The 25,467-nt window shown below is 64.5% G+C and carries 29 protein-coding genes and 1 tRNA gene; 16 read left to right on the top strand and 14 right to left on the bottom strand.

Annotated elements, in window-relative coordinates:
* Positions 1-48: 48 nt before the first annotated feature.
* From J2753_RS06365 to J2753_RS06345, 5 genes are all read right to left on the bottom strand, one after another.
* Positions 49-1,134, bottom strand: a complete 1,086-nt coding sequence (locus J2753_RS06365) for a BMP family lipoprotein (RefSeq protein WP_245334493.1) — start codon at positions 1,132-1,134, stop codon at positions 49-51.
* Between the two features lie 323 nt (positions 1,135-1,457).
* The gene (locus tag J2753_RS06360) at positions 1,458-2,438 is read right to left on the bottom strand and encodes a PLP-dependent cysteine synthase family protein (protein WP_209491086.1); all 981 of its coding nucleotides are present in this window, start codon (positions 2,436-2,438) and stop codon (positions 1,458-1,460) included.
* Between the two features lie 68 nt (positions 2,439-2,506).
* Entirely contained in the window at positions 2,507-2,800 is a 294-nt protein-coding gene (locus J2753_RS06355) for a DUF5798 family protein (RefSeq protein WP_209491085.1), read from the bottom strand.
* A gap of 47 nt (positions 2,801-2,847) precedes the next feature.
* Positions 2,848-3,774, bottom strand: a complete 927-nt coding sequence (gene ddh / locus J2753_RS06350) for a D-2-hydroxyacid dehydrogenase (RefSeq protein ID WP_209491084.1) — start codon at positions 3,772-3,774, stop codon at positions 2,848-2,850.
* Positions 3,775-3,805: 31 nt separating this feature from the next.
* On the bottom strand, positions 3,806-4,036 hold the full coding sequence (locus J2753_RS06345) for a hypothetical protein (protein ID WP_209491210.1): 231 nt from the start codon (positions 4,034-4,036) through the stop codon (positions 3,806-3,808).
* An 80-nt stretch (positions 4,037-4,116) separates the two neighbouring features.
* Between J2753_RS06345 and J2753_RS06340 the strand changes: the two genes are divergently transcribed.
* Entirely contained in the window at positions 4,117-4,359 is a 243-nt protein-coding gene (locus J2753_RS06340) for a hypothetical protein (RefSeq protein ID WP_209491083.1), read from the top strand.
* Between the two features lie 29 nt (positions 4,360-4,388).
* On the opposite strand, the gene J2753_RS06335 is transcribed toward J2753_RS06340, so the two are convergent.
* Positions 4,389-5,645 (bottom strand): CobW family GTP-binding protein, encoded by a 1,257-nt coding sequence (locus J2753_RS06335; protein WP_209491082.1) that lies wholly within the window; start codon positions 5,643-5,645, stop codon positions 4,389-4,391.
* A gap of 89 nt (positions 5,646-5,734) precedes the next feature.
* Here J2753_RS06335 and J2753_RS06330 point away from each other — a divergent pair, with 89 nt between their 5' ends.
* The 3 genes from J2753_RS06330 (at position 5,735) to J2753_RS06320 (ending at position 8,981) form a co-directional block, all read left to right on the top strand.
* On the top strand, positions 5,735-6,031 hold the full coding sequence (locus J2753_RS06330; RefSeq protein WP_209491081.1) for a hypothetical protein: 297 nt from the start codon (positions 5,735-5,737) through the stop codon (positions 6,029-6,031).
* The gene (locus J2753_RS06325) at positions 6,031-7,023 is read left to right on the top strand and encodes an ArsA family ATPase (protein ID WP_209491080.1); all 993 of its coding nucleotides are present in this window, start codon (positions 6,031-6,033) and stop codon (positions 7,021-7,023) included. Before J2753_RS06330 ends, J2753_RS06325 begins: the two co-directional genes overlap by 1 nt.
* An 80-nt stretch (positions 7,024-7,103) precedes the next feature.
* Positions 7,104-8,981: a carbon starvation CstA family protein gene (locus J2753_RS06320; RefSeq protein WP_209491079.1), complete on the top strand. Its 1,878-nt coding sequence runs from the start codon at positions 7,104-7,106 to the stop codon at positions 8,979-8,981.
* A gap of 46 nt (positions 8,982-9,027) precedes the next feature.
* Here the strand turns inward: J2753_RS06320 and J2753_RS06315 are convergent, their stop codons facing one another.
* Entirely contained in the window at positions 9,028-9,654 is a 627-nt protein-coding gene (locus J2753_RS06315) for a hypothetical protein (RefSeq protein WP_209491078.1), read from the bottom strand.
* 116 nt (positions 9,655-9,770) lie between these two features.
* Here J2753_RS06315 and J2753_RS06310 point away from each other — a divergent pair, with 116 nt between their 5' ends.
* A complete protein-coding gene (locus J2753_RS06310) occupies positions 9,771-9,992 on the top strand; it encodes a hypothetical protein (RefSeq protein ID WP_209491077.1) in 222 nt (73 codons plus the stop codon).
* Positions 9,993-10,022: 30 nt separating this feature from the next.
* On the opposite strand, the gene J2753_RS06305 is transcribed toward J2753_RS06310, so the two are convergent.
* The 3 genes from J2753_RS06305 to J2753_RS06295 all read right to left on the bottom strand — a co-directional run bounded on the left by J2753_RS06305 (position 10,023) and on the right by J2753_RS06295 (position 11,475).
* Positions 10,023-10,340, bottom strand: coding sequence for an antibiotic biosynthesis monooxygenase (locus J2753_RS06305; protein WP_209491076.1), 318 nt, complete (start codon positions 10,338-10,340; stop codon positions 10,023-10,025).
* A 25-nt stretch (positions 10,341-10,365) separates the two neighbouring features.
* Entirely contained in the window at positions 10,366-11,097 is a 732-nt protein-coding gene (locus J2753_RS06300; protein WP_209491075.1) for a fumarylacetoacetate hydrolase family protein, read from the bottom strand.
* A 90-nt stretch (positions 11,098-11,187) separates the two neighbouring features.
* Positions 11,188-11,475, bottom strand: a complete 288-nt coding sequence (locus J2753_RS06295) for an acylphosphatase (protein WP_209491074.1) — start codon at positions 11,473-11,475, stop codon at positions 11,188-11,190.
* 91 nt (positions 11,476-11,566) lie between these two features.
* Between J2753_RS06295 and J2753_RS06290 the strand changes: the two genes are divergently transcribed.
* A complete protein-coding gene (locus J2753_RS06290; protein WP_209491073.1) occupies positions 11,567-12,994 on the top strand; it encodes a phosphomannomutase in 1,428 nt (475 codons plus the stop codon).
* A gap of 39 nt (positions 12,995-13,033) precedes the next feature.
* Here the strand turns inward: J2753_RS06290 and J2753_RS06285 are convergent, their stop codons facing one another.
* Both J2753_RS06285 and J2753_RS06280 read right to left on the bottom strand, forming a co-directional pair.
* Positions 13,034-13,456, bottom strand: a complete 423-nt coding sequence (locus J2753_RS06285; RefSeq protein ID WP_209491072.1) for a CoA-binding protein — start codon at positions 13,454-13,456, stop codon at positions 13,034-13,036.
* A gap of 38 nt (positions 13,457-13,494) precedes the next feature.
* Entirely contained in the window at positions 13,495-14,103 is a 609-nt protein-coding gene (locus J2753_RS06280) for an RAD55 family ATPase (RefSeq protein ID WP_209491071.1), read from the bottom strand.
* Positions 14,104-14,375: 272 nt separating this feature from the next.
* On the opposite strand from J2753_RS06280, the gene J2753_RS06275 reads away from it, so the two are divergent.
* From J2753_RS06275 to J2753_RS14735, 3 genes are all read left to right on the top strand, one after another.
* Positions 14,376-14,450, top strand: a tRNA-Arg gene (locus tag J2753_RS06275).
* Positions 14,451-14,625: 175 nt separating this feature from the next.
* Entirely contained in the window at positions 14,626-14,871 is a 246-nt protein-coding gene (locus tag J2753_RS06270; RefSeq protein WP_209491070.1) for a hypothetical protein, read from the top strand.
* A complete protein-coding gene (locus J2753_RS14735) occupies positions 14,871-15,227 on the top strand; it encodes a hypothetical protein (protein ID WP_209491069.1) in 357 nt (118 codons plus the stop codon). The genes J2753_RS06270 and J2753_RS14735 overlap by 1 nt, the downstream gene beginning before the upstream one ends.
* A gap of 161 nt (positions 15,228-15,388) precedes the next feature.
* Here the strand turns inward: J2753_RS14735 and J2753_RS06260 are convergent, their stop codons facing one another.
* Entirely contained in the window at positions 15,389-16,672 is a 1,284-nt protein-coding gene (locus tag J2753_RS06260) for an amidohydrolase (RefSeq protein ID WP_321168786.1), read from the bottom strand.
* 109 nt (positions 16,673-16,781) lie between these two features.
* Here J2753_RS06260 and J2753_RS06255 point away from each other — a divergent pair, with 109 nt between their 5' ends.
* Together J2753_RS06255 and J2753_RS06250 are read left to right on the top strand one after the other, a co-directional pair.
* A complete protein-coding gene (locus J2753_RS06255) occupies positions 16,782-18,329 on the top strand; it encodes a Na+/H+ antiporter NhaC family protein (RefSeq protein ID WP_209491067.1) in 1,548 nt (515 codons plus the stop codon).
* Positions 18,326-18,565 carry a DUF7513 family protein gene (locus J2753_RS06250; RefSeq protein ID WP_209491066.1) on the top strand — a complete coding sequence of 80 codons (240 nt, stop codon included), beginning with the start codon at positions 18,326-18,328 and terminating at the stop codon, positions 18,563-18,565. Before J2753_RS06255 ends, J2753_RS06250 begins: the two co-directional genes overlap by 4 nt.
* Before the next feature lie 51 nt (positions 18,566-18,616).
* Here the strand turns inward: J2753_RS06250 and J2753_RS06245 are convergent, their stop codons facing one another.
* Positions 18,617-18,943, bottom strand: a complete 327-nt coding sequence (locus J2753_RS06245) for an uS10/mL48 family ribosomal protein (protein ID WP_209491065.1) — start codon at positions 18,941-18,943, stop codon at positions 18,617-18,619.
* Between the two features lie 120 nt (positions 18,944-19,063).
* Between J2753_RS06245 and J2753_RS06240 the strand changes: the two genes are divergently transcribed.
* The 5 genes from J2753_RS06240 (at position 19,064) to J2753_RS06220 (ending at position 25,272) form a co-directional block, all read left to right on the top strand.
* Entirely contained in the window at positions 19,064-19,522 is a 459-nt protein-coding gene (locus J2753_RS06240; protein ID WP_209491064.1) for a bis(5'-nucleosyl)-tetraphosphatase, read from the top strand.
* 3 nt (positions 19,523-19,525) lie between these two features.
* Complete coding sequence (locus tag J2753_RS06235) at positions 19,526-20,599, top strand: DUF5787 family protein (RefSeq protein WP_209491063.1); 1,074 nt, start codon at positions 19,526-19,528, stop codon at positions 20,597-20,599.
* A 233-nt stretch (positions 20,600-20,832) separates the two neighbouring features.
* On the top strand, positions 20,833-21,768 hold the full coding sequence (locus J2753_RS06230; protein ID WP_209491062.1) for an HNH endonuclease: 936 nt from the start codon (positions 20,833-20,835) through the stop codon (positions 21,766-21,768).
* A gap of 201 nt (positions 21,769-21,969) precedes the next feature.
* On the top strand, positions 21,970-22,983 hold the full coding sequence (locus J2753_RS06225; protein ID WP_209491061.1) for a tyrosine-type recombinase/integrase: 1,014 nt from the start codon (positions 21,970-21,972) through the stop codon (positions 22,981-22,983).
* A 192-nt stretch (positions 22,984-23,175) separates the two neighbouring features.
* The gene (locus J2753_RS06220) at positions 23,176-25,272 is read left to right on the top strand and encodes a hypothetical protein (RefSeq protein ID WP_209491060.1); all 2,097 of its coding nucleotides are present in this window, start codon (positions 23,176-23,178) and stop codon (positions 25,270-25,272) included.
* Positions 25,273-25,467: the final 195 nt, after the last annotated feature.

Here is a 25,467-nt window from a genome sequence, read left to right as displayed (position 1 = left end):
GGGTGGAGGGTGGTTCACCCGGCGACGCCGGGGAGACAGGCTGGTGGCTCAGTTCTCGGGCTCGGTCGGGACGTCGATCTCGCCGTTCTGGATCTCCTCCCGCGAGGACTCGAGTGCGTCGAGCACGTCCTGTGGGATCTCGCCCTCGTAGTCGGTGCCGATGACGGCCTCGACGCCGCCGTCCTCGAGGCCGAGCATGACCGTGGAGCCGCCCTGGAACTCGTCGTTGACGACGTCCTTCGTCGCGTTGAACACGGCGGTGTCGGCGTGTTTGACCATGCTCGCGACGATGGTGTGGCTGGCGTCGCTGCTCAGCGACTGGTCGCTGTCGACGCCGATGGCGAGGCGGCCGCGCTCGCCGGCCGCGCTGAACACGCCGCTGCCGGTGGCGCCCGCGGCGTGGTAGACGATGTCGGCGCCGGCGTCGTACATCGAACTGGCGATCTCCTGCCCGCGGCCCGGATCGTTCCAGGAGCCGGCGTACGCCGAGCGGACCTCGATCTCCGAGTCGGCGTGGTGGACGCCGGCGATGAAGCCGGCCTCGAACTTCTTGATGAGGGGGTTCTCCTTGCCGCCGACGAAGCCGACCGTCTTCGCCTCGGGGTCGGTGGAGAACGTCTTCTCGGTGCCGCTGTAGCTGCCCTCGTGGCTGAACTCACGGGTCGACAGCAGACCGGCGAGATGGCCGACTTGGAACGAGCCCTCGTGCTCGCGGAACCGGTAGGACGCAACGTTGTCGGCGTCCAGTTCGGAGTCGATCAGCATGAAGTCCTGCTCGGGGTACTCCGAGGCGTTCTCCTGCAGCGCGCTCAGTTGGGAGAACCCGATACAGGTCACCAGGTCGTAGTCGGGGTCCGTCGAACTGGCGAACTGCTGCTGGAACGTGCTGAACTCGCTCTGGCCCTCGGGTTCGGTGTTGTCGTAGGCGATACCCAGTTCCTCCTCGGCGCGCTGGATCCCGGCGTGAGTCATGTCGTTGAACGCCTCGTCCCCCAGTCCACCGAGGGAGTACACCATCCCGACATGGGCTGGGGCCTCCGAGCCGCCGCCGCCGCCGAGACAGCCAGTCAGTCCGGCCAGCGTTGCGCCGGTCGCGCCCCCGATGAACGTCCGCCGATCGATCTGGTCACGCATCGTTGTGCGCCACTCTCTGTGAGCGGGGGTTAAGCCCATCGCTTCCCGGAAGGGTTCGCTCCATGATCTGACGTGTTCGCCGGCGAATCGACGGATTTCTGTGCGAATCACTGTCGAATCGTCGGCGCGCCTCGCCGGAGCTATCCACGTTCGTGGGTGGCGACCGGGCCGGCGTTACGAACCCCAACGTCGATTTCGGACCCGCCTGTACGAGCGCGCACCGATGGGCAGCGCTACCACGGATTGTGCGAGAGTAGACGGCATACTGTTGGCGCTCCGGCCCGTCGACATGGCGTCGACGGTGAGTCGTGTGCCGCGACTGATTACCCCTCCCACTCTTCGTACTCCCCATAGATCCCCTTGGAGAGGTACCGCTCACTCGAGTCGGGGAACACGGTCACCACCGCGTCGTAGGGCGCGTCGACCTCGCCATCGGCGATACGCTGGGCCACCTTCTTGGCCGCCACCGCGTTCGCGCCGGCGCTGGAGGCCACGAGGTGACCCTCCTCGGCCGCCAGTCGCTGGACCTCAGCGTGGGAGTCCTGATCCGGGACGGCGTGAACCGTATCCACCAGTTCCGGGTCGAATAGCTCGTTGGTACTGGTGTCGTGGGTGCCGATCCCCTCGGTCTTGTACTCGCCCTCCTCGCGCTCCTGGCCGAGCAGGGTGCCGTAGAGCGAGCCCTCCGGCTCGACGGCGACGACGTGGGTGTCCTCGTGCTGCTCGCGGCCGTAGCGGGCCATCCCCATCAGGGTGCCCGCGGTGCCACAGCCAGCGACGAGGGCGCCGACTTCGCCGTCGAGGGCGTCGTAGATCTCCGGGCCCGTCGTCTCGTAGTGGGCCTCCGCGTTGAGGGGGTTCGAGAACTGCTGAGGAACTGCGGCGTTGTCGAGTTCGTCCGCGAGTTCGTGGGCGCGCTCGATGGCGCGACCCATCCCGTCCTCGCTGGGCGTGTTGATCACGTCGGCGCCGAGCGCGCGCATCAGCGTCTGCTTCTCGACGGAGAAGCGCTCGGGCACGACGAAGACGGCGTCCAGATCCAACTGGCCCGCGGCGACGGCGATGCCGATACCGGTGTTGCCCGCGGTGGGTTCGATAATGGTGCCGCCGGGGGCGACATCCCCGCGTTCGAGCATCCCTTCGAGCATGTACTTCCCGATTCGATCCTTGATGCTGGCGCCGGGGTTGAACGACTCCAGTTTGGCGTAGACGGGGACCTCGTCGGGGCTGTCGTGGACTCGTACCAGCGGCGTCTCGCCGATGGTTTCGAGCACCGAGTCGAGGGGCTCCCGATACGTCGTCATACCCGAAGGTGGGGGCTGGCGTTTGTGTAGCTTACCATCTCCGAGGAACGGGCCGATGTCTCGGACGCTCAGTCGTCGCCAGCCGCGGCGTCGTCAGCGTCGTCCTCGGCCTCAGCTTCGCTGATGTGGACCTCGGCGGCGACGGCTTCGACGTCGATGTCGTGCTCCTCGGCGATGGCGTCGAGCACCGCGCGCTGCTCGCCCAGTTCTTCCTCGATGGTGCCGACGCGCTCCTGGGTCGCCTCGACGGTCTCCTGGGTCTGTTCGACCTCGTCCCGGAGCTTGTTCAGCCGCTTGTACACCTTCTCCGCCTGTTCGGCGACGGTCTGGAGCTTCTGTGCGGTGCTGCCGAGTCCAACCATAAACGAGAGATGGGGACGAGGGTTTGTGTCGCTTCCGGTGGCCGGAGTCAGACCACGTGGTTCGCCAGTCGCTCGCCGGCGTCGATCCGGCGGACGTTCTCCCGGACCAGCGCCGCCATCCGGTCGGGGTAGTCCCGCGTCGCCGCCGCGGCATGGGGCGTCACGATCACCTCGTCCATCTCCCAGAGCGGCGATGGCTCGGGCAGCGGCTCGGTTTCGAACACGTCCAGTGCGGCACCCGCGAGACTGTCGGTCTGGAGCGCGTCGACCAGCGCCGGCTGGTCGACGACGGCGCCGCGCGCGACGTTCACGAGAACGGCGTCGTCCCGCATCGCCGCCAGTTCCTCGGCGCCGATCAGACCCTCCGTCTCGTCGGTCAGTGGCACCGCCAGCGCGACAAATTTTGCGTCGGAAATCGCCTCGTGGAGCTCTGAACTCGGATGAACTGTCTCGACGTGATCGACGGGCGTCGGCGTGCGCTTGACCCCAGTCACGTGCATCCCCAACGCGTCGGCGCGGGCGGCGATACCGCGGCCGAGCGTCCCCAGACCGACCACACAGAGCGAACACCCCGACAGGGTGAACGGTGCGTCCCACTCGGCCCACGCCCACTTCGTGCGCTCCTGCTGGCTGCGGTACTGGTGCAGGCGCCGGGCGAAAGAGAGCATCATCCCGGCGACAGTCTCGCCGACGCTGTCGCCGTGGGTCCCGGTGCTGTTGGTCAGGCTGATCCCTCGGGCCTCGAGTTTGTCGAGCGGGAACCGGTCGATACCGGCCTGTACGGAGTGGATCCAGTCGAGGCCGGCGTCGAGGAACGCCTCGTCGTACTCGAAGGTCACCAGCGCGTCGACGTCATCTACTTCATCGGTGCCGACGACGCGGGTCGTGGCGTCGATGTCGGTCAGCCGCTCAGCGAGTACAGTCGGCGGGAACAGCGCGGCGACGGAGTCGTGAATCCCGATTGCTCGAACCATGCGACGGCGTTCGGCGGCGGGTCCCAACAGTTTATCGCAGGGTCATCAGGTAGGCGGCGGTGAAGATGACGACGGCCACGGTGGCGACGTTCACCGGGGTGAACGCCATGCTGCCGACGTAGTTGAGGCCGCCAACGATGGTCAGTGCGAACACCGTCGACAGGATGGCGTTGAGGCCGTGGACCACCAGCGGGTGACCCGATTCGTGCTCCGCCGCCGCCTCGAACCCCTCCTGGCCCGTCGCGCCGCGATCATCGCTCATACCCGATAGCCCGGGACGAGGGCACTTAGCTATTGGTCGCCGCCGGGAGAGCTAAGTCAGTCGAGCCGAAACCAACAATCATGGGTATAGTTAGCACGATAGAGCGCGCGCTGACCCGCGAGTCGAACCGGAGCGACGAGACAGCCGAGACCGGGACCAAATCGACGGGTGCGTACTGGTGTGACGACTGCAATGTCAGGGTCCGTAATGTCGACGTCGAGGCGGAGGGCCTGGACCGCGACGACGAGGGGACGCCCGTCTGTCCCGACTGCGGGACGTCGATGCGTTTCGAGCGCTCCCATGCGGACGGCTGTGCCTGCTGACACCCGTCCGACTCCACCCTCGGCCCCTGTTACTCGGCCGGCGCCGGCGTCGGCTCCCGGAGCGCGGTTTCGCCCTGATTCTCCGTCGGGAACGGCCCTGCCGGAAGGTCCTCGACGCGTGCCCACTCCTCGTCGGTGACCAGCGCGTCGTCGAGCCGTTCGCGAAGTAGGTCTTCGTCGAACTCCGTCCCGATTACGACGTACTCCGTCCGGCGGTCACCGTGCTCTTCGTTCCACTCGAGGTTGGGCCGGTTCGAGCGGTAGAGATTCTGTTCGACCTCCGGGAGCGAATCGATCCACGGCCCGCGGGCCTCCACTCGCACGGAGGGACCTGCCTGGCCGACGGTCTGTCGGAAGTCGTTGCCCGCGATCCGGAGGGTTCCCTTGGAGCGAATCACGCCCTCAGGGAGGTTCCGGAGTACGTCGGCGACGCGCTCGGGGTGGAACGGCCGGCGCTGGCGATACGTGAACGAGGAGACGCCGTACACCTCGTCCGGGTGGCGGTGGCCGTGGTGGTCGGCGTGGCCGTGTTCGTCGCCGTGGCCGTGACCGTGTCCTGCCCCTTCGTCCTCACCATCCGCCAGCGCGCGCTTCCAGCCCGGGAGGTCGCTCACTTCGGTCTCTTCGAAGCGCTCCACGTCGAGCAGCCACGCGGGATCGACCTCGGAGAACTGGGTGCGGACTGTCTCAGCACTCGGCTGAAGCGCGCGAACCAGCGCCTCGGCCTCGTCCAACTCCGCGTCGGTACAGAGGTCGGCCTTGTTGAGCACGACGGCGTTCGACACCTCGATCTGTTCGACCAGCAGGTCCGAGAGCGGGCGGTCGTCCTCTTCGGCGGCGACCCGTGCCGGCGTGCCGTCGCCGCCGAACGTGTCCACCAGCAAGCGGGCGTCGACGACCGTCACGAGGCCGTTCACGCGGTAGCGCGCGGCGGCGCGGGACTCCGCGGTGAACAGGCGCGCGACCGGTGCCGGTTCGGAGATGCCCGAGGACTCGACGACGAGATGGTCGAACGCGTACTCGCGCGCGAGGCGGACTACTGCGCTCTCGAGGTCGTCCTGTAGCTCACAGCAGATACAGCCGTTCGATAGCTCCTCGACGTCGCCGGCCACGTCGGTCTCCGAGCCCTCAGCGACCAACTCCGCGTCGACGTTCACGTCGCCCATGTCGTTGACGAGCACGGCGATGTCGCGGTCGCCCGCGCCCGCGAGCAGGTGGTTCAGCAGCGTGGTCTTCCCGGCGCCGAGGCTCCCCGAGAGCACCGTGACCGGGATGCGTTCGCTCATGTGTGTCACTCCGTGCCAGCCGCCTATCAACCCCTCGGACGCCGCGGCCACGACAGCTTTTAACGCGAGAAGGTCTACCACCCCGAGAGATGGATCTCCCCGAACGGATCGAGCGCTATCTGGATATCGTCGACGAGTGGGTTCGGGGGCTCTACCACGGCATGATCAGCCACCCCGCCTACGAGAAAATCGAGAAGGAAGCCGAGGACCTGGAGGACGCGTTCATGCTCGCCTGCTTCCCCGACGCCTTCGGCATCCCCTCGCCGGTGTCGTACTACACCGCCGAGATTCTGCCGTACATCGAGGACGAGTTCGAGGCGTGGGAGCGCCGGCTCTGGGACCGGAACAGCATGATCGAACGCAAGGGCCAGCAGTACCACTTCTGATGGAGCCGTTCGTCTTCTTCGGCGGGAAGGGCGGCGTCGGCAAGACCACCGTCTCGTGTGCGTACGCCCGCAAGTGCGCGGAAGCGGGCGTTGACACACTGGTGGTCTCGACGGACCCGGCCCACTCCGTCTCGGACGTGTTCGACCAGCAGTTCGGCGACGTGCCCGAACCCGTCGACGGCGTCGACGGCCTCGACGCGCTGGAGATCGACCCCGAGGACGAGGTGACGGCCCACCTCGACGACATCCGGAACCGCCTCTCGGATCAGGTGTCGGCCGCGATGGTCAACGAGATCAACAAGCAGTTGGAGATGGCCCATCAGACCCCCGGCGCCTACGAGTCGGCGCTGTTCGACCGCTTCGTCGAGGTAATGAAGCAGAGCGATCCCTACGACCGGGTGGTGTTCGACACCGCGCCCACGGGGTCGACGCTCCGACTGCTCGGCCTCCCTGAGTTCCTCGAGGACTGGGTCGACCGGCTGATGCACAAGCGCCGGCAGAGCATCGACCTGTTCGAGAAGGCCGCTATCGGCAACAACGAGCCACGGCGCGTGATGGACGGCGACCCCGTGCTCGCGCGCCTGCAGGAGCGCAAGGAGTTCTTCGAGTTCGCGGGCGGCGCCCTGCGCAACGACGCCGCGTTCTTCCTCGTGTTGAACCCCGACCAGCTATCGGTCAACGAGACCGACCGCGCCATCGGCGACATGGCCGAGCAGGGACTCCCCGTCCGAGGGTTGGTGGCGAACAAACTCACCCCGGCGCCGGACGACGAGGAGAACGGTCGCGGGGCGCGCTACCTCCGGGATCGAATCGAGACGGAGGCCGAACGTCTCGATCAGGTCCGTGAGTCGCTCGATGCGCCGCTGCTGGCGGAGATCGAGACGCGTACCCGGGAGGTGAAAGGTGATCTGCTCGGCGAGGTCGCCGACGAACTCGCCGTCGATACAGACGTCGAGGCACCGACGTTCGTCGCCGGCTCCGCTGGCGATTGATTTCCGATCCCTTCGGGTGATTCAAACCCCCAATAGTTAAGTGACCCACGACAATCTCTATCACGAAGGTACGTTACAGAATGACACAAATCATCTGGATCGTGGCGGCGGTGTTTATCACGTTCTCCGTGGGGTACGTCGGTTACTCGAAATACCTCTCGCAGTTCGTCGATCTCGACGACGAACGTGACACGCCGGCCCACAAGTACGAAGACGGCCAGGAGTACGTCCCGTCCAAGAAACCAGTGTTACTCGGACACCATTTCTCGAGCATCGCGGGCGGTGCGCCCATCGTGGGCCCCATCACCGCCGGCGCCATCTGGGGGTGGGCACCCGCCCTCGCCTGGATCGCCATCGGCAACCCACTGATGGGTGCCGTCCACGACTTCGTCTCGCTGTCGGGGTCGATGCGACACGAGGGGAAGTCCATCGGCTACATCATCGGCGAGTACGTCGGGGAGCGAGGGAAGAACCTCCTGCTGTGGTTCGCGTTCCTCACCATCATCCTCGTCGTCGCGGTGTTCGCACTCGTCGTCGGTATCGTGCTGAACGCGTTCCCGTCGGCGGCGACCGCGAGTTTCGTCTACATCGCACTCGCCGTCGCGTTCGGGGTGTACCTCTACCAGCTCGATGCCCCGTTCATCCCCGGGACCATCGTGTTCGTCGCGGGCGTGTTCGGCGGCGTCTGGTTCGGGATCAACAACCCCGTGGCGCTGTTCCCGGCCATCGAGGCCGGAACGTACCCGGAGGGGACGATCATCCTGCTTGGCTTCCTCGGCGACGGCGCGTGGCTGCCCGGTGCCGTGATGGAGTCGAGTGCCATCCTGACGCCGAACGTCGCGGGCTGGATCCCGGTGATCCTGATCTACGCGGCGGTCGCGAGCGCACTCCCGGTCTGGACGCTGCTCCAGCCGCGTGACTACCTGTCGTCGTTCCTGCTGTACGCGGGCGTCGGCGGCGCGCTGGTCGCCATCATCGTCGGCACGGTGTTCAGCACGTCCGCCGAACCGCTGGTGGTCGACAGCAGCATCGCCGCGTTCGAAGGGTTCCTCGGCGTCGAGAGCCGAGCCCCGTTCCCACTGTTCCCGATGCTGTTCGTGACCATCGCGTGTGGGACGATCAGCGGGTTCCACTCGCTGGTCTCCTCGGGGACGACCGCCAAACAGCTGAACCAGGAGAGTGACGCCCGCCTGATCGGCTACGGCGGCATGCTCGGCGAGGGCCTGCTGGCCTCCGTGGCGCTGTCGACGCTCGCGGTCGCCGGCTTCGCGTCCGACGCCGCGGGCGGCGGCATCGGCGGCGCGCTGCCCAACTTCGCGTCGGGCGGCGGCGTGATCCTGACCAGCCTCGGCATCCCGGCCGCCTACGGCGCGCCGTTCATGGCGCTGGTGCTCGTGAGCTTCCTGCTCACGTCGACGGACACCGCGGCCCGGCTGGGTCGCTATATGATGGAGGAGATCATCGGTACGCCCGGTAGCGGCACCGACACCGGGCTCTCCGGTGACTTCACCTCGTTCGCTCGCGGGCGCTACACCAACCCGATCATCCAGTGTGGGATCGGCTACGTGCTCGTGATCTCCGGCGAGTGGGCGACGCTGTGGACGCTGTTCGGCGGCGCGAACCAGCTCCTCGCGGCGCTGGCGCTGCTGACCGCGACGGTCTGGCTCGCCAACTGGGACGACTCCAAACAGCTCGTTAGCACCGGCATCCCGATGGCGCTGATGGTCTCCATCACCGTGCTCGGGCTCTCGTGGGTCGCGTTCAAAGAGCAGCTCTACGATCAGCTGATCATGGGCGGGGCGAGCGGGCTCGGCGCACAGATCTCGGCCTCGGTCCGGATCGTGCTCGCGCTCGTGTTGATCTATCTTGCGCTGTCGCTCGTGAAGATCGGCTACGAGAACATCAGCACCGTCCGCGGCGGCGGCGGACAGCCGGCAGCGGAACCGTCCGACGACTGACCAGCCGTACCCTGGTCCCCCACGGTCCTTTCCTCCGTTCGAACGACTACTGCCAGAAACGCTTCGCGAACCGCGAGAGCAGCCCTTCCCGTTCCTGCTCGATCTCACCCCACAGCGCGAAGGCGTCGGCCACGTCGGCCTCCTGACTGGCGACGGCGTGCTCGGCGTTGGGGGCGACGACGACGAGATTGATCTCGTAGTGGCCGTAGTAGCCGAACTTCAGCAGTTCGCGCTCCCGGAACCCCTCGACGAACGACGCCACCTCCTCGGGGATCTCGTCGGCGACGACGATGAACGTGAACACCGTCTCGAAATGTTCCTCGCTCGGGACGATCCAGTCCTCGGCGAGGCCGTGGCCCAGATCGACGAGCGACTCCAGTTCGCGGGGGGTCGGCCGGTCGATCCGGCGGGCGAACAGGTGTTCTTCGGTCTCGTGGTCGCCGTAGGAGAGCGCCGGATGGAAGAACTGCTTCTGGCGACGCATCCGGTACTCGCCGTAGAGGTCGAAGCGCTTGCCGTCGACCGTGTAGTCCCGTTCGAGGTCGTAGCTGTACATCAGGCGGTCGCTGACCCGGTCGAAGTACTCGTCGTCCCAGGTCGGGACCGCCTCGCGGATCTCCGCCGGTAGCTCCTCGGGCGCGCGCTCGCCCTCGTCGCCCGCGGCGTCACTCATGGTCGCTCCTCGGGCGGGCGGTTCGCAGGTCCATGCCCGTAGATGCCACACGACCGGTAAAAGCCCGTCGCGTGCGCGCCGTGAGAACTATGCACGTGGACCACTAACGCTCGGCCATGTCCGACGAGGGGCCGACCGAGGCGTGCGGACGCTGTTCGATGACCACCGTCGTCGACGCGGTCAACGCCGACAGTGAGGACGGGCCGCGGGACCCGTTCGGCGACGAACGAATCGAGGTCGACGAGTCCCAAGTCCGGCGTGTTTCCCCCGTCGCGTGGATGGGCAACGTGACCTCGCGGCTGAACGCCGCAGTCCGGAAGTTCACGTACGGTCGGTAGGCGCCGACCGCCACGACGCGCGCCTCCTCCTCAGACGCGGTCGCTCGCCCGCTGTTCGTAGTGGACGGCTTCGTCCTCCCAGCGACTGAGCAGTTCGCGTGCCGTCGCAGGGATGTGGGCCTCCTCGTAGTTCTCGCCGGCGAACTCGGCGACGGCGCCGTAGTCAGCAAAGCGGATCTGGGTCACGAACTCCACCTCATCGCCGGCCGCCCGGCGGAGCAGGTCGTAGCCCAGATACCCCTCGCCCGACATCGTCGCGAGCAGGCCATCCGCCTCGTCGGTGAGGAACGCCTCGTAGGCGTCGGCGTCCTCCGGGGCCGTCCAGCCGTGCCAGACGCGGACGATCATCGGCGACCTCCCGCTTCTCGCCGGCTCAATCCTGTCGCACCTCGTGTTCGAGCACGCCGACGCCCTCGACCTCGATCTCGACGGTGTCGCCGTCGTCGAACGGACCGACGCCCTCGGGCGTGCCTGTCGCGACCACGTCGCCCGGTTCCAGCGTCATGTAGGTCGTGATCTCCTCGATCAGCGTGGGCACGTCGAACACCATCTGGTCGATGGTGGCGTCCTGCTGGACCTCGCCGTTCACGCGCGTCTGGATCGTCGCGTCCTCGGGGACGTGCTCCGGGTCGGCGATGCAGGGGCCGACCGGGGCGGCGCCGTCGAACGCCTTCCCGCGGACCCACTGGGACTCGCTGCGCTGGTCGTCGCGGTTCGACACGTCGTCGACGCAGGTGTAGCCCGCGACGTACTCCATCGCGTCCGCGGCGTCGACGTGTTTGGCCTGTTTCTCGATGATGACGCCGAGTTCGGCCTCCCACTCGACCTGTTCCTTCCCGGTCGGGAGCGTGACGGTGTCGCCATGGCCGGCGACGGTGTTCGGTGGCTTCAGGAAGAGTAGCGGCCGGTCAGGAACGTCGGTGTCGTGCTCCTCGGCGTGGGCGACGTAGTTGCGCCCGACACAGACGAGTTTGTTCGGTTCAGTCGGCGCGAGCAGATCGACCTCCTCGAGGTCGTACGTCTCGCCCGCGAAGGAGACGCTGTCACCGTGCCACTCGCCGCGCCGTACCGCGCCACTCGGGTCTCGGAAGCGTGCGTGTCGCATCAGGGTGTGCGTTGCACCCGCATGGTTAAATCGTTCCGACTGCGGCGAACTGGGTGCCTCCGCGGACGCCCCACCGCCGTGGCCTCAGAATCAGCCGGACCAGCGCACGTGGAAGCCATCTGCGCTGCGTGGCTCCTCGTACTCGACGTCGACTGACTCTACCTCGGCGTGGGGGCTGCCGGTGTGACACCAGCCGATCATCGACTCGACGGTCCGGGGACTGCCCTCGAAGACAGCCTCGACGCGGCCGTCCTCCATGTTCCGGACCCAGCCGTTCACCCCGCGGCGCTTGGCCGTCTCCTCGGTGTTGGCCCGGTAGGCGACGCCCTGCACCTTTCCAGCGACGTGGACGCGCGCCCTGACGTACTCCTCGCTCATGTCGGTTCGGTCGGCTGAGCGCAACTTAAGCGCGGCGTCGGCGGCGACCCGAACCGGGCAGGCAAAGTAGCCCCGTACCGACCGGTAGCGTATGGACCTGTTCGGAACCGCCGGTATTCGCGGCGACGCCCGGGAGACGGTGACGCCGTCGCTCGCCCTGCGCGTGGGGCAGGCGGCCGCCGCCGACGCCCGCGAGGAAGCCGAGGACGGCGATGTCGAGTTCGTGGTGGCCCGCGACGGCCGCGAGACGGGCCAGGCGCTCGTCGACGCGATGGCGTCGGGGCTGGCCTCGGCCGGCGCCGACGTGGTCGAGGTGGGGCAAGCGCCGACGCCCGCGCTCGCGTACGCAAGCCAGGGTCGCTACGGCGTCGCCATCACGGCCTCGCACAACCCTCCTGAGGACAACGGGATCAAACTGTTCGTGGACGGCGAGGAGTACGGCGGCGAGTCCGAGGCCCGGATCGAGGGCCGCATCGCCGACGGTGTCAAACCCACCGTGTGGGACGAGTGGGGCGACCGCGAGAGCGCCAGCGTGCTCCAGAACTACCGCGACGCCGTCGTCGAGTACGCCGAGCAGTTCGGCGGTCCCGAATCGCGCAGCGATTCGGAAGCCAACCAGAACGCTTCGCGTTCTGGTGACGCCGACCTCGACGGCCTCCGGGTCGTCGTCGACTGTGGCAACGGGATGGCGTCGCTCGCGACGCCGCAGGTGCTCCGGGAACTGGGCGCACACGTCGTCACGCTCAACGGCAACGTCGACGGGCACTTCCCGGGTCGCGGGAGCAAGCCCACAGGGGACACACTCGGTGACTGCATCCGCTTCCTGCAGGACGGCGACTTCGACCTCGGCATCGCCCACGACGGCGACGCCGACCGCATCGTCGTGCTCACGGGCGACGGCGAGGTGGTCCACGAGGACACCGTGCTCGCGATGCTGGCCGAGGAGTACGTCTCGGCGGCCGACTCGGAGGACCCGGCCATCGTGACGACGCCCAACGCCTCCGCGCGCATCGACGAGCGTGTCCGCGCTGCGGGCGGCCGCGTCGAGCGCGTCGCGCTGGGCTACCTCCACGACGGCATCGCCGACGCCCGTGAAGGCGGCGCCGACGTTGCCTTCGCCGCCGAGCCCTGGAAGCACGTCCACACCCGCTTCGGCGGCTGGATCGACGGCGTCGCCTCCGCGGCCGTGCTGGCTCGCCTCGCCGCCGAGATATCGCTTTCCGAGCGCCGCCAGCCGATCCGGGAGCGACCCTACCGCAAGGTGAGTGTTCCCTGTCCTGATGACGCGAAGGTCGACGCGATGGCGCGCCTGACTGAGACGCTCCCCGAACGGTTCCCGGAGGCCAGCGTCGACGACGAGTACGGGGTTCGGCTGGAGCTCCCCGACGCTTCGTGGACCCTGGTTCGCCCGAGCGGGACGGAGCCGTATCTCCGGATCTACGCCGAGAGCGACGACGTAGAGACGCTCTCGGCGGCCGCGAAGACGGTGGTCGAGGATGCCATCGCGCACGTCGAATAGCTGGACTGCGACGGTCTGCGACCTGATTTCTACTGCCGCTTACGCCACCAGCCGGTCGTGTTCGATCTTGATACAGCGATCCTGCACGAAGTCGAGTCCTGCGTCTTCGGCCAGTTCGGCGGCCTCGTCGCTCTCGATCCCTAACTGGAGCCAGACCGCGCCCGCATCGCCGCGGGCCTCGTGGCGCGCGATCACGTTCTCGACGACGCCCGGGGTCTCCTCGCTGGGACGGAACACGTCGACGAGGTCGATATCCGTCTCCACGTCGGCCAGCGAGTCGTACGCCGTCTCGCCGAGGATCGCGTCGGCGAAGGGGTTGATCGGGATGATCTGGTAGCCGTGCTCCTGGAGATACTTCGGCACGTCGTGGGCCGCCTTCCCCTCGGTCGTCGAGCAGCCGACGACCGCGATGGTGTCTGCGTCGAGGAGACTGCGGAGGCCGTCGTCGTCGGTGATGGGCATGGCTGGACGGTGGGACGCCGCGGGCAAAAGTGGTCGGCTCAGGAGTCGGCGAGTCGGACCGACGTGACGCCCTCCTCGTCGAGTTCGACGACGCCGTCGAACAGCTGTTTGAGGGTGTTGAGCGTCTGCTCGTCGTGGGCCGACGAGTCGATACAGTAGACCCCCAGGCCGTCGACGCTCTGGACGCGGCCGGTGAACACGTGGAGGAACCGGAACACCGTCTGGAGATCCGAGTACATCAGCAGCGTCGTCAGCGAGTGGAGCATCACGCGGTTCTGGGCGATGTTCCGGTCCTGGTAGAACGCCTGCAGGAACTCGGAGAGTTGGATCCCGATCCCGGTCATGTCCACCGGCGAGGAGGCGTACTTCACCCGGTTGCGCTCGGGGACTTCATCGCCCTGCTGTTTGGTGACGCAGTCGACGACGGCGACGGGCCGGCCCTCGTAGCCGGTTCGCTTGGCGAACTGCTTCAGCATGCGGTCGCCGCTGTCTTTGGTGGTGACGATGATGGAGCCCTCGCCGTTCTCGGTTCCCGACGCCAGCAGGTCGAGACAGAGCGCGCGCTTTCCGGCGAGCGGGGGGCCCGTCAGCAGGATGTTGGTCCCAGGCTCGACCTCCGCGTCGAGATGTGGATGGAGGTCGTACATCACGCGACGTAGGGGCGGGGGAGACGGGATCCTACAGTCGCGCGATACGCTTTCGGCCCAGGAGTCATTGGACGGGTGGAGAATACCTTGACGCGCTATTATTCTTTGTGATTACCAGATGACCCTCGACGCGTCGACGCCGATGTCAACGCGGCGGGAACCGATCTGGCTGATCGCTGACTCTAAAAGCGGGTCGGGGACGCCGCCGTCGGACGGAACCACGATGAGGAACCGAGGGGCTTAAGTGCGACTCGGCGATACGAACTAGTACAGGGCGCTTAGCTCAGCCTGGACAGAGTACTTGGCTTCGGACCAAGCTGTCGCGGGTTCAAATCCTGCAGCGCCCACTTGGAATAAACCCGAACCAGTTACAACTGGGTTCGGGAGATAACTCGCTTCTCTGCAGTGTTTTCGACGGAATTCGGTTCTCTCAGAATCCGATATATTCTGATACCAACACGGTTCGGAACGCGCCCTCCGCGCGTCGGGAGATCACGTTCGCAAACGTAGGAGGTGGTCGTCTTGTCGCTTGATCGTTCCTCAGCCTCCAGCCGCTCGCTCGAGGAACTGATCCGCGACCAGATTCGCGGCACGCTCACCACTGACCTCGACGCTGATCTCGTTGAGTACGGCTGCGACCGTTGCCAAGAGCGGTGCATCAACCCGCGCCGCTCCGTGCTCGAGGAAGCCGGCGTCTGTCTGGAGTGCCACGTCCACTACGCCGCACACGGTCACGTCCGCGGCCGGATCTCCTCGCGCTGGGACTGATGTCGGACGATCTTATCGAGGGACTCACCGGCTCGGACCCGTGTCAAGATGTGGGGGGTGAACCCCCGTTTGAGCCGTTCGACTGCTTCGTCGACGACGACCGCGGCCACGACAAGAACCGGCTTACAAAGTTCCTCACCCACCACCCGGAGAGCGTCCCTATTGCCCGCTGCGTGGAACCGCTTTTGCTCACGTGTTCTTCACCGAACTACGCGAGAAACACGGCATCGACGACGCCGTATTTCCCGTTGATGGCGCTGCACCGATCCAAGACGCCTGCTCTCGTCACGGCCCCGGTTGCAAATACAAGAAATACGACAGTTGGAGTAGCGCTGAACGTGTCTTTCGTGAGGTAAAATTCAGCACTACCTGTTTCTCAAGCTGTTTCAGAACGCAAGTCGCGTAACTGCTGATGAGTGGCTGCGACCTTCGCATGGAACCAGCTTATCTGAACACAACCACGAGAGCGAGTTAGAACCGCGTTCACGCTGAACCGACGAGCGATGCCGCGGCGCCCTCAGGCCCGATCCTTGCCGATATCCGCAATCGCACCAGCGAGCGTCTCGACGCCGATGACCAGCGACTCCTCGTCCACGTCGAACTCCGAGGTGTGGTGGCCGCCGGGGTGGTCCGTGCCGAGGCCGACGTAGCAGGCTTTCCCACCCTGCTCCTGCACGCGGTTCATCAGGTAGGTGGCGTCCTCGCTGCCGCCGAGGTCGTCGTGATCGAGAACGGACTCTACCCCTTCGACGTTCTCGGCCACGTCGGCGACGACCGCCGAGAGTGTCTCGTCGCTCTCCGCGGAGGGCGCTCGGGAGTTCAGGGAGCGCTCAGCCTCGACATCGTGCATATCCGCAGCAGCGTCGACGACGCGGCCAGTCTCCTCCCACATGTACTCCATCAGTTCCGTGGTCGCGCCGCGCACCTCACACTCCATGGCGGCGTGTTCGGCGACGATGTTCGACGCTGTGCCGCCCTCGACGACGCCGGCGTTGACCCGGGTCGGGCCGTCAGCGTGGCGCGGGGCGGCGTACATGCTGGAGATGGCCTCAGCCATCGCCTGAATCGCGTTGTCGCCCTGCTCCGGATGGGCGCCCGCGTGGGCGGGCGAGCCCTCGAACTCGACCTCGAAGCCCGAGACCGCGAGGAAGCCGCCCATCCCGGCGACGATCTCGCCGGTCGGGTGATCGAGGCCGATGTGGACCGCGTAGAGGTACCCCACGTCGTCCAGCAGGCCGGATCGGGACATCGGGCCGCCGCCGGCGACGCGCTCCTCGGCTGGCTGGAAGAACACCTTCAGCGTGCCCGAGAAGTCGCTATGGCGCACCGCGTCGAGCACGCCGAGGCCGAGCGTCGCGTGGGCGTCGTGGCCGCAGGCGTGCATGTACCCCTCGTTCTCGGAGCGGAACCCCTCGGCGGCGGGGACGTGGTCGTCGGCGTCGGCCTCGCGGATCGGTAGGCCGTCGATGTCGACCCGGAGGCCGACCGTCGGGCCCTCGCCCTGTTCGACGACGGCGACGGCGCCGGTGTTGCCGCCGTCGAGGCGTTCGACCAGATCCGGGTCGGCGCCCGCGGCTTCGGCGCGCTGGCGCCACTCGTCGCGGGTGGCCTGATCGGGCAGGGACATGCGTTCCTCGTCGGACTCCTCCAGTGCGTCCGGGCCGACGTGGAGTTCGTCCACGTCGCGGGCACGGAGTTCCTCGACGATGCGGGCGGTGGTGTAGAACTCACACCACGCGGGTTCGGGGTGCTGGTGGAGATCGCGGCGGAAATCAGTCAGAGCGTCGGCGTCTACGTGCACAGCGGGGAGGAGGGCTGGCGACGGCTTAAACCTCGGCGTGGCGGCAGTCGTTCGTTCCGCCCGCGCTGGGAGGCGCAGTTTTATCACAGTCCCCCCGCCAGCAGTGGCCATGGTTGAGGAACCAACGAGCGATTCAACAGGCGGGACGGGACTGGAGTTCCGCGGCGGGCCGGCCGCCAGCGCCGTTCCGATCACCGTCTTCATCATCTGGGCGGTGTTCCAATCGGGCATACTAGGCATCGGTGATACTTCCGGCCTCGTCGTCGGGATGCTGGTCGGACTCATTGCCGGCCTCCCCCTCGTCCGGGGCAACTGGAAGGCCTACGCCGACGCCATCTTCGAGGGAATGACCCAGGAAGTGGCCGCGACGGCCGCCGTCGCCTGGCTCTGGGCGGGGATGTTCGCGAACACGATTCAGGTCGGCGGCTTCGTCGACGGCCTGGTCTGGGCAGCCAACGCCGCGAGCGTCGGGGCGGCACTGTTCCCGGCCGTGACGTTCCTGCTCGCGGCCCTGCTCGCGACGGGTATCGGCACCGGCTACGGGACGACAATCGCCTTCGTGACGCTGGTGTTCCCGGCGGGGCTGGTGCTCGGGACGAACCCGATCCTGCTGTTCGGGGCCATCCTCTCGGGCGCCGTGTTCGGGGACAACCTCGCGCCCGTCTCGGACACCACCATCGTGAGCGCGGTGACACAGGACGCCGACATCGGCGGCGTCGTCGCCTCGCGGATCAAGTACGCCGTCGTCGCCGCGGTTCCGGCGTTCGGTGCCTACCTGCTCGCCGGGACGATCCTGCCTACCTCGAGTCCGATCTCGGGCACCGGCGGCGGCGCCGGCGCGGCGTGGGGGCTGCTCCACCTGATCCCGGTCGCCATCGTCATCGCCACCGCGATAAACGGCCGCCACATCGTCGAGGCGGTCTCGTGGGGGCTGGGCACCGCGTTCGTGCTGAACGTCCTGCTGGGCTTCTTCGATCTCGTCGACGTCGGCGTCAGCGACGTGCTCGTGTTCGCCGCACCCGAGAGCTCCGACCTCGCGGCGACGTTCGCGAGTACGCCGGTGGTCGGCGCGTTCGTCGAGACTGTGCCGGCCGCCGAGGCCGGGATCGGCGGCAGCCTCTATACGGGCGCGGTCGGTTTCTTCCCGCTGATCGTGCTGACGCTGCTGATCGTCGCCGGCGCACAGATCATGCGTCAGGGCGGCGGCTTCGAGGCGCTTCAGACGTGGCTGCTCGAGACGGTCGCCACCTCCGTGCGCCGTGCTGAGGTGACGATGGTGCTCGGGACCGCCGCGGTCAACGCGATGGTCACGATCAACACCGCCGCCGAGATCGCCATCGCGCCGTACATCCGGACGCTGGGTCGACGCTTCAACATCAACGGCTACCGCCGCGCCAACATCCTCGACGCCAACACGTCGGCGCTGGGGTACATCTTCCCGTGGGGCGGCGGCGTGCTCGCGGGCTACTCCGCGATGCAGACGCTGCCCGGCGAGTACAGTTGGTTCACCGCCGAGATGGTCGTGAACCCCGCCGCGGTGTTCCCGTACGTGTTCCACGGCTGGTTCCTGGTGGCGGTGTTCCTCATCGCCGCGCTGACTGGCTTCGGCCTGGAGTACATTAGTGACCGCGAGAGCAAGGAGGTGAGTCGCGTATGAGCCGCTTCGACGCCTTCTTCGAGGGAGCGAGTTTCCGGTCGGCGACGCCGCAGTACGAAGCGGGCGATGAACTCGACGTGATCGTCACGGGCCGCGACGGCGACGACGCGCTGGTCCGGATCGGCGACACGATCCTCCGACTGCCCGAGACCGACGTGGTCGCCGACAGCGAAGTGCGCATCCGCGTCACCGAGTTCGACGCCGGCGAGTCGACGGGCACGGCCGAACTGCTCTAAGGCGCCGCTCACCGTTTTTTGACGCGCGGTAGGAGAAACGAGAGTGCCCGACTAGCGGTAGGCCTGCGTCGCGCGACGCTGCACGTCCACCTCGACGTGGATCTGATCCGGGAGGTCGGTCGCGACGACTTCCCGCGCGATGTGGTCGGAGCCGTGAATCTCCAGCCAACGGGTGTAGACCGTGTAGTTCCAGGCGTCGAACTGCTCGCCCGGCTGACACTGGCTGTACAGCGGGACGGCGTGGTGTTCTGGCTGTTCCTGGTGGGGACCCTTACACTCGGCACCTTTGCGTTCGACTTGGTCTTTGAGGCCCGTGACCGTGTCGTCGAGGACGGCCCGGTCCCCGCTCCGGAATGTGAGCGTCGTCACGAAGGTCATACTCGGAGATCGGGTTCGAAGGTGAAAAGCGCATCTACCGGCGTGCGCGCTCGGAGGGGTCGATGACCTCGTTCTATCCCACCGAAGCCAATTTAAGAGCACGACGCTTACCCGAATGCAATGACGGTCGAAGCGACGTCCGCTGGAGCCATCCTCTTCCGCGATACCCGCGGCGAACGGGAGTACTTACTCCTGAAGAGCCGACCCGGGGACTGGGAGTTTCCCAAGGGCGGGGTCGAGGGGGAAGAGGAGCTCCAGCAGACCGCGATCAGAGAAGTGACGGAGGAAGCCGGTATCGAGGACTTCAGACTCATCGACGGCTTCCGCAAGGAGTACGACTACGTGTTCGAGGCCAACGGGAAGACCATCCACAAGACGGTCCACCTGTTCATCGCCCGCTCGTTCGAGGCCAGCGCCGAACTCTCCTCGGAGCACCGGGACATGCAGTGGCGCGACTACGAGCAGGCGCTCAACACCATCACGCAGGACGGCCCCCGCGAGATTCTCGAGGACGCCCACGACTACCTCGAAGACGTGAAGGAGGCCGACGGCGAGGGGTACGTCGGCACGCCGGCGTAGGCCGTGCCCGCCCCAGCTATCGATTCGGAGTTCACGTTCGAGCTACTGGTCTGTCGCTGGGCGGAACTGGGCTGGCCGCCTGGCGACGACGCGAGCGGCGTCGACGGAAGCGACACCGAGGGAAGCGACGCCGCTGGCACCGCCGGCAGCGCCCATTCTCCGGCCCAAGTGATCGTCTCGCGCCAACTCGGTACCCAGCAGCGCCGCTGGGACACCATCGTCATCGAGTGCGATCCGGAGGGACTCGCCGCGCGGCGAGAATTCGGCGACCGAACCATCGACGGCGACCTACTGCCGCTCGTCAGGCACGCGCCCAGAGAGTGGGCGTACTACCGCGACGCGCTGCCGGATCCGGGCTACCCGTGGCGCTACGTCCGGGAGGCGATCCACCGCGGTGCCGCCCGGGGGCTGGTCGACAAGCGCAAGAACGGCAACCGGATCGAGATTCGCCGGAAGCGACCCTATCCCGACTGGGTGCGCCGGATCGTCGCCATCGAGAACAAGCCCGACCTCGACGCCAGCGCCGCCGCGGCGCTCTCGGACCAACTGGAACACGACGTGGAGACGGCGCTCGCTGACGAGGTGTGGCTGGCGACCGGGCGAACAGGAGAGAGCATCGAGCCAGCGCTGCTGCGACAGTTCCCCGTTGAAGCGGGCGTGCTGACGTTCGACTTCGAGGGCGAGGACGGCCTCGGCGTCGACGCCGACGCGGCGACGGTCGACTGGCTGCCGTCGACGCTCGACCCCGCGGCCGGCGGCGAGCGCTTCGACAGCGACGAGAAGGCACGCCGTCGACGCCTGATCGCCGAGCGCGCCTACGGCAAGGGCTGGCGCTCGTTCACCGAAACAACCCGGCCGGACTGCCGGTGGTTCGATGTCGAACGCGTAAGTCGGGGGTTGGTCCCGGTCTGTGGCGCGAAAGGGCGCTGTCAGAACGAGGCGGAGTGTGGCAGCCGCTGTGGCTCGTTCGAACCGGAACCACCGCAGTGGCGGACGAAAGGCTGGCCCGTCGAGGGTGGGCCCGGGCAGGGCGTGCGAGAACTGCTGGAGCGGCGACGTGAGCGCGCCCGGGACTAGTCCTCGTCGGGTTCGAGGTCGTCGGGATGTATCTCGTACACCCGTTCGCCGTCAGTCGGGGCGTTTTCGGCCAGCCGACGGAGCACTCGGCGGATTATGGCTGTGGGTACGTGAGAGAGTCGGATAGTGGCAGGGGTGCCACACAGCCGCGGCGGTCTCGGTCGGTCGGAGACCGCCTCACCCCGTCGCTATACGGTGATTTATGTATCCGAAACGCGTCCACTCCTCGGTAGATGGGCGATCGGTACCCCTCAGACTGGGACACCCGGCGGAAGAACGTCTACAGTCGGGACAACCATCGCTGTCAGCGCTGCGGCGCGCGCGGCGGGCGACGCGGGGACGCGGAGCTACACGCACACCACCAGACGCCGATTTCGGAGGGTGGCTCACACCGCTACAGCAACCTCACGACCGTCTGTAAGTCCTGCCACGAGGACATCCACGGCCACGGCGTCGGTGGGCGGAGTTCCTCGTCGACGTCGTCGCAGTCGACCGGCGGTGAAGAGGTCGATCCAGTCGCGATGGCGATATCCGTCGCACTCGTCCTCGGCGTGGTGTTTCTGGCAGTCACCTACGGCGCCGCGATACAGGCGCTTCCCGCGGGGCAGACAGTCAGCGAGGAGTACACAATCGAGTACGGAACGGTGACCGACGACCCCGACGGCTACGGGCGGGAGTACGACTACGACGTCGGCCCGCCGCTCCTGCTCCGGTACGAACTGGCCGACGATGTCATCTCCGAGACGGGCGAGACCCGGTTGCGGGTAATACTCCATAATCCGAGTGACAACCACCTCAGGGGCCGGCTGAAGCTGATCGGAAGAACGAACTACCGGCTGAAGGGTGAACTCGCGACGTTCAACTTCGACCTCTCTGCCGACGAGACGGTCGCCGCGAACGTCACCCTCGACGGGGAGACGATGGTCGCAGATGGCGGCTTCAACCCCAGAACGACGAAGTTCAACGCGGAGGCCCAGATCTTCAACGATCCGTACATGGCGATCAGCACCGACCAACGGGACATACTGGCCGACAAGATGACGCTGAGAGTGCGCAAGCCGCTGTTGGAACGACTCGGGTTCTACTGGCTCAGTTTTCTGGGCCTCTGTGTCGTCGGCGCTGGCGTCCTCGTCTGGAAACGGAGAGACGGCAGTTTGGACTTCCGGTAGGGCGTGGATTCGCGGAGGAAGACGGAAGTCGTCGCTCTATTCGGTGTAGAACGTAGAGAAATGCACCGGCCGGGATTTGGAACCCCAAGGTTTTCACTCCTACTTCGACGCCTCGCGGCGTCTCCGTAGGAAAAACCTTGACCAAAACACTGGAAGGCAGGGTCTCGCCCACGGTTCCGACCATCAGAACATTACCAACAGATGACGGAACCCAAACTGGAACCCATCGAACCCCGAACCGCCAAAGAATTCTACCTCGAAGACCGCCGCGGCGAAGTTAGCAAACAGACCCACCGAGCCCACAACAATCGACTCGAATACTTCGTGTCTTGGGCAGAAGAGAACAACATTACCAACATCAACGACCTGACTGGGCGAGACCTCAAGCGATACAAAATCCACCGCGCCGAGGATGTCAAGCCTGTCACCGCCAAATCCTACATGGACACACTACGCGTCTTCCTCAGGTTCTGCAAGGATATCGACGCTGTTCACCCCGAGCTACCCGATAAAGTCCAATCCCCCGAAGTGCAGAAAGGAGACGGAGCAAAAACACGACACATCAACGCCGACAGAGCCCGAGAAATCCTCGAACACCTCCGCAAATACTCCTACGCAAGCGTCAAACACACCGTCTTTGAACTCCTCTGGCACACCAGCATCCGCCGCGGAACGCTCCTATCCGTGGATGTCGAAGACTGGAATCCCGACGACCGCTACATCCAAATCAAACACCGACCCGACACAGGCACACCCCTCAAAAACGGAAACGAAGGAGAGCGCCCCATCGCCATCAACGACAGCGTGGCCACCGTCATCAACGACTGGATTACTGACCAACGCCCCGAGGTTGAAGACGAATTCGGGAGGAAGCCCTTGATTGCCTCTCAATACGGTAGGATGCACGGTCAAACCATCCAAAAATACATCTACGAACTCACTGCACCCTGTTACACCGGAGACTGTCCTCACGACCGAGACCCCAATAACTGTGAAGCCACCGAAAACCATAGTGCATACCATAAGTGTCCCTCCAGCGTCGCCCCACACGACATCCGACGCAGTAGCATCACACACTTCCTCCGGGAAGGAGCGAGCACGGAGCAAGTCGGAGACCGAAGCGATGTCTCCGCCGATGTCCTTGAGAAGCACTATGACCAAATGACGGACGCAGAGAAGATGGAACAGCGTCGAGAATTCTTCGACAATATTTAACGCGAGTGCAACTGCCTGAATAGCTTCTCTCTCCCACTCTCCTCGGCATCATAGGGTTACAACAACGCCAGCGCACCTCCAAAGGCAATTCCTCGAAGCCAACAAACAATCGAGGAGACTACTCTGACAGTGGACGACCTCCCTCAGAATTGACGCCGTGTTTGAAATATCCTCCTGCAATATAGGTACATAATGATTGACGAGGAATTGGAACGGGCGCAACGAGACCCAGAAAAAGACATCTCACTGGCCCATCGACTGAAGAACATTTTCGAGACACTAGAGGAAGGAGCCGACCTGAACCCCTACCAACGAGAGGAAGTAGAGAATGTGGACTACTTCCCACTTTTAGAACTCGTTGAAGCACTCAAGAAGTGGCATACAGAACAAGACTTCGAGAAAGCCCGAGAAGCTCTTACCCTGCTGGATGAACACATAGAGATTGCTTTTGAAGCAGAATGGTACCGCCTCATCACAGTCCAATATTATCGTAAATCAAAGCTGAAGGCGGGTCTATCAGGTCACGACCCCGAAGACGAACTGCAAGATACGCTCGAATTTCTCGATACTTATTACTGTGATGTACTAACACACCAGATTCGCCCAATAATTGAGTTAGTAGATGAGAACGCAAATTCCATCTCTGAAGCTCAAATTGAGGACTGGATATCCCTTTGCGCGGATGTCGCAGAAAAGGAACGAGACGACAATCGCTTAATGGACGAACGAACCTTTCTCTCACTCCAGATTCTACTCAAAGACAACATCAGCGAAGGGGTGGAGGGAGAACGAGAACGGCTTATTGCATCGTTTGAAGAGGAAGCTGAATTTAAAGGAAAGCGAAGCCAGCTTGTCAAAGCGAGTGTCCTCGAACAAGGTCTCACACGATGTGCCGAGTTTTTGAGTGATGAAAAGACAGAGGAATGGAAACGAGAGGCACTGGAAGCCCGGCGGACTGGTGTAGAAGAAGAGATGACATCGATGGAGGTTGATGACGAACTGCACAAAGCGGTTATCGAAGATTCTCAATCGAAATCAGAGGCAATTGCAGAGTGGGTTAACGAGACTATTGAGATGGGGGGTCACCCTACTTACGCCCTTTACTGTCTCCTCTGCTCGGACTGGTATATCCCCAGCTACGAAGAATCAGTAAAAACTGAACAAGGGTTAGCTGTACCTCAAATATTCTCCACTGAATTCACCAGTCCTGAGGGTCACAAAATTGGAACAAACCCGGCGATGCGAGAAGCTGATGAAGACGATAAGCGAATACCGCGAGGATATGTCCGGGAAATCGCCAAATCAAACAACATCGTTGCAGGAGCACTCTACCGTCTAATCGAATCAAATACTATCCGCGAACACGACTTCTATACCCTCCTAGATATAGCTCCACTAACGCCCCACACGCAAGCATTCCTCACAGACGCAGTGATAAACCTCTACGAGGAGAATTATGTAGAATCACTTGCTATCTCGATACCTCACTTCGAAGGTGCTATCATCGACACCTTAGACCAGATGGGACAGTCAATCTCTGCTCTCAAGCCCGATGGCACCCAGCAACGGTCATTCGGAGGCTTACTCAGGTACCTCGAAGGCGACCTTGAATCTGAATATCGCCTCTACTTAGAAACTAATTACACGGAAGGGCGAGGGCCAAACCTCCGTAATAGGTGGTCACATGGGCAGTTCAAGTATTTTAATGCGCATTTTGTCCCCGCCAGCATCACTCTCCTCGATATCCTCAAAACAGTAATTGAGCTACGTCCCACGCCGTACACCGCGGTATTTGGCTTACCAACTCGGACGATTTCAAAGAACGAGGAAAAAGCAATTGATGTTAGCCAATACGCAGACCCCGAAAATGTCCGTGCCTATGGCATCTCAGACGGTATTGCTGTCATCGTCGCTGAGACCGAAGACCGAACAGAGTTCGAAGTAATTAGAGGGCGAATCTCGCAAGACCACGGCCTAACGGATACGGGACTTAGCCGAGGTGAAGTTGAAAGACATATAGACCTGCTCAAAGACCCGACCGCCAATCTCCCGGATGATATTGAACTCACTTGGGTCGAAACCAGTGAAGAAGTCCAAGAACACTTGCGGGATATAATCAACTCCCTCAACGAACGAACTGGTGAAGCCTGTACCAGAGAAAAAATCTGGAAAGCCGCACGGAAATACGGGGTTAGCGAAGAACAGGCCAAAACCGCGCTCGAAGCCTTACTTGACGAGGGAGAAGCTGAAGAGACAGAGAGCAGGATAGCAATTACTAACGAAGAATAGGATACGCACTCAGGTGTACAACGCCTCCTCTCATCGGCGTAGTGGTGGCTACAACGACGCCGACGCATCTCCAAAGGCAATCCCTCACACGAGCCAACGGACAAGCAACGAGACCGAACAAACAAACCGCCGATTTTGGTCTGGCATACCCTCTCAGAAAACACCCCTCCGTTTCCCTTTGTATTATATATAAAA

Source organism: Halolamina salifodinae, assembly GCF_017874235.1.
Classification (GTDB): domain Archaea; phylum Halobacteriota; class Halobacteria; order Halobacteriales; family Haloferacaceae; genus Halolamina; species Halolamina salifodinae.
The sequence above is the reverse complement of the archived record's forward strand: the minus strand, read 5'-3'. Positions and strand labels throughout refer to the sequence as shown.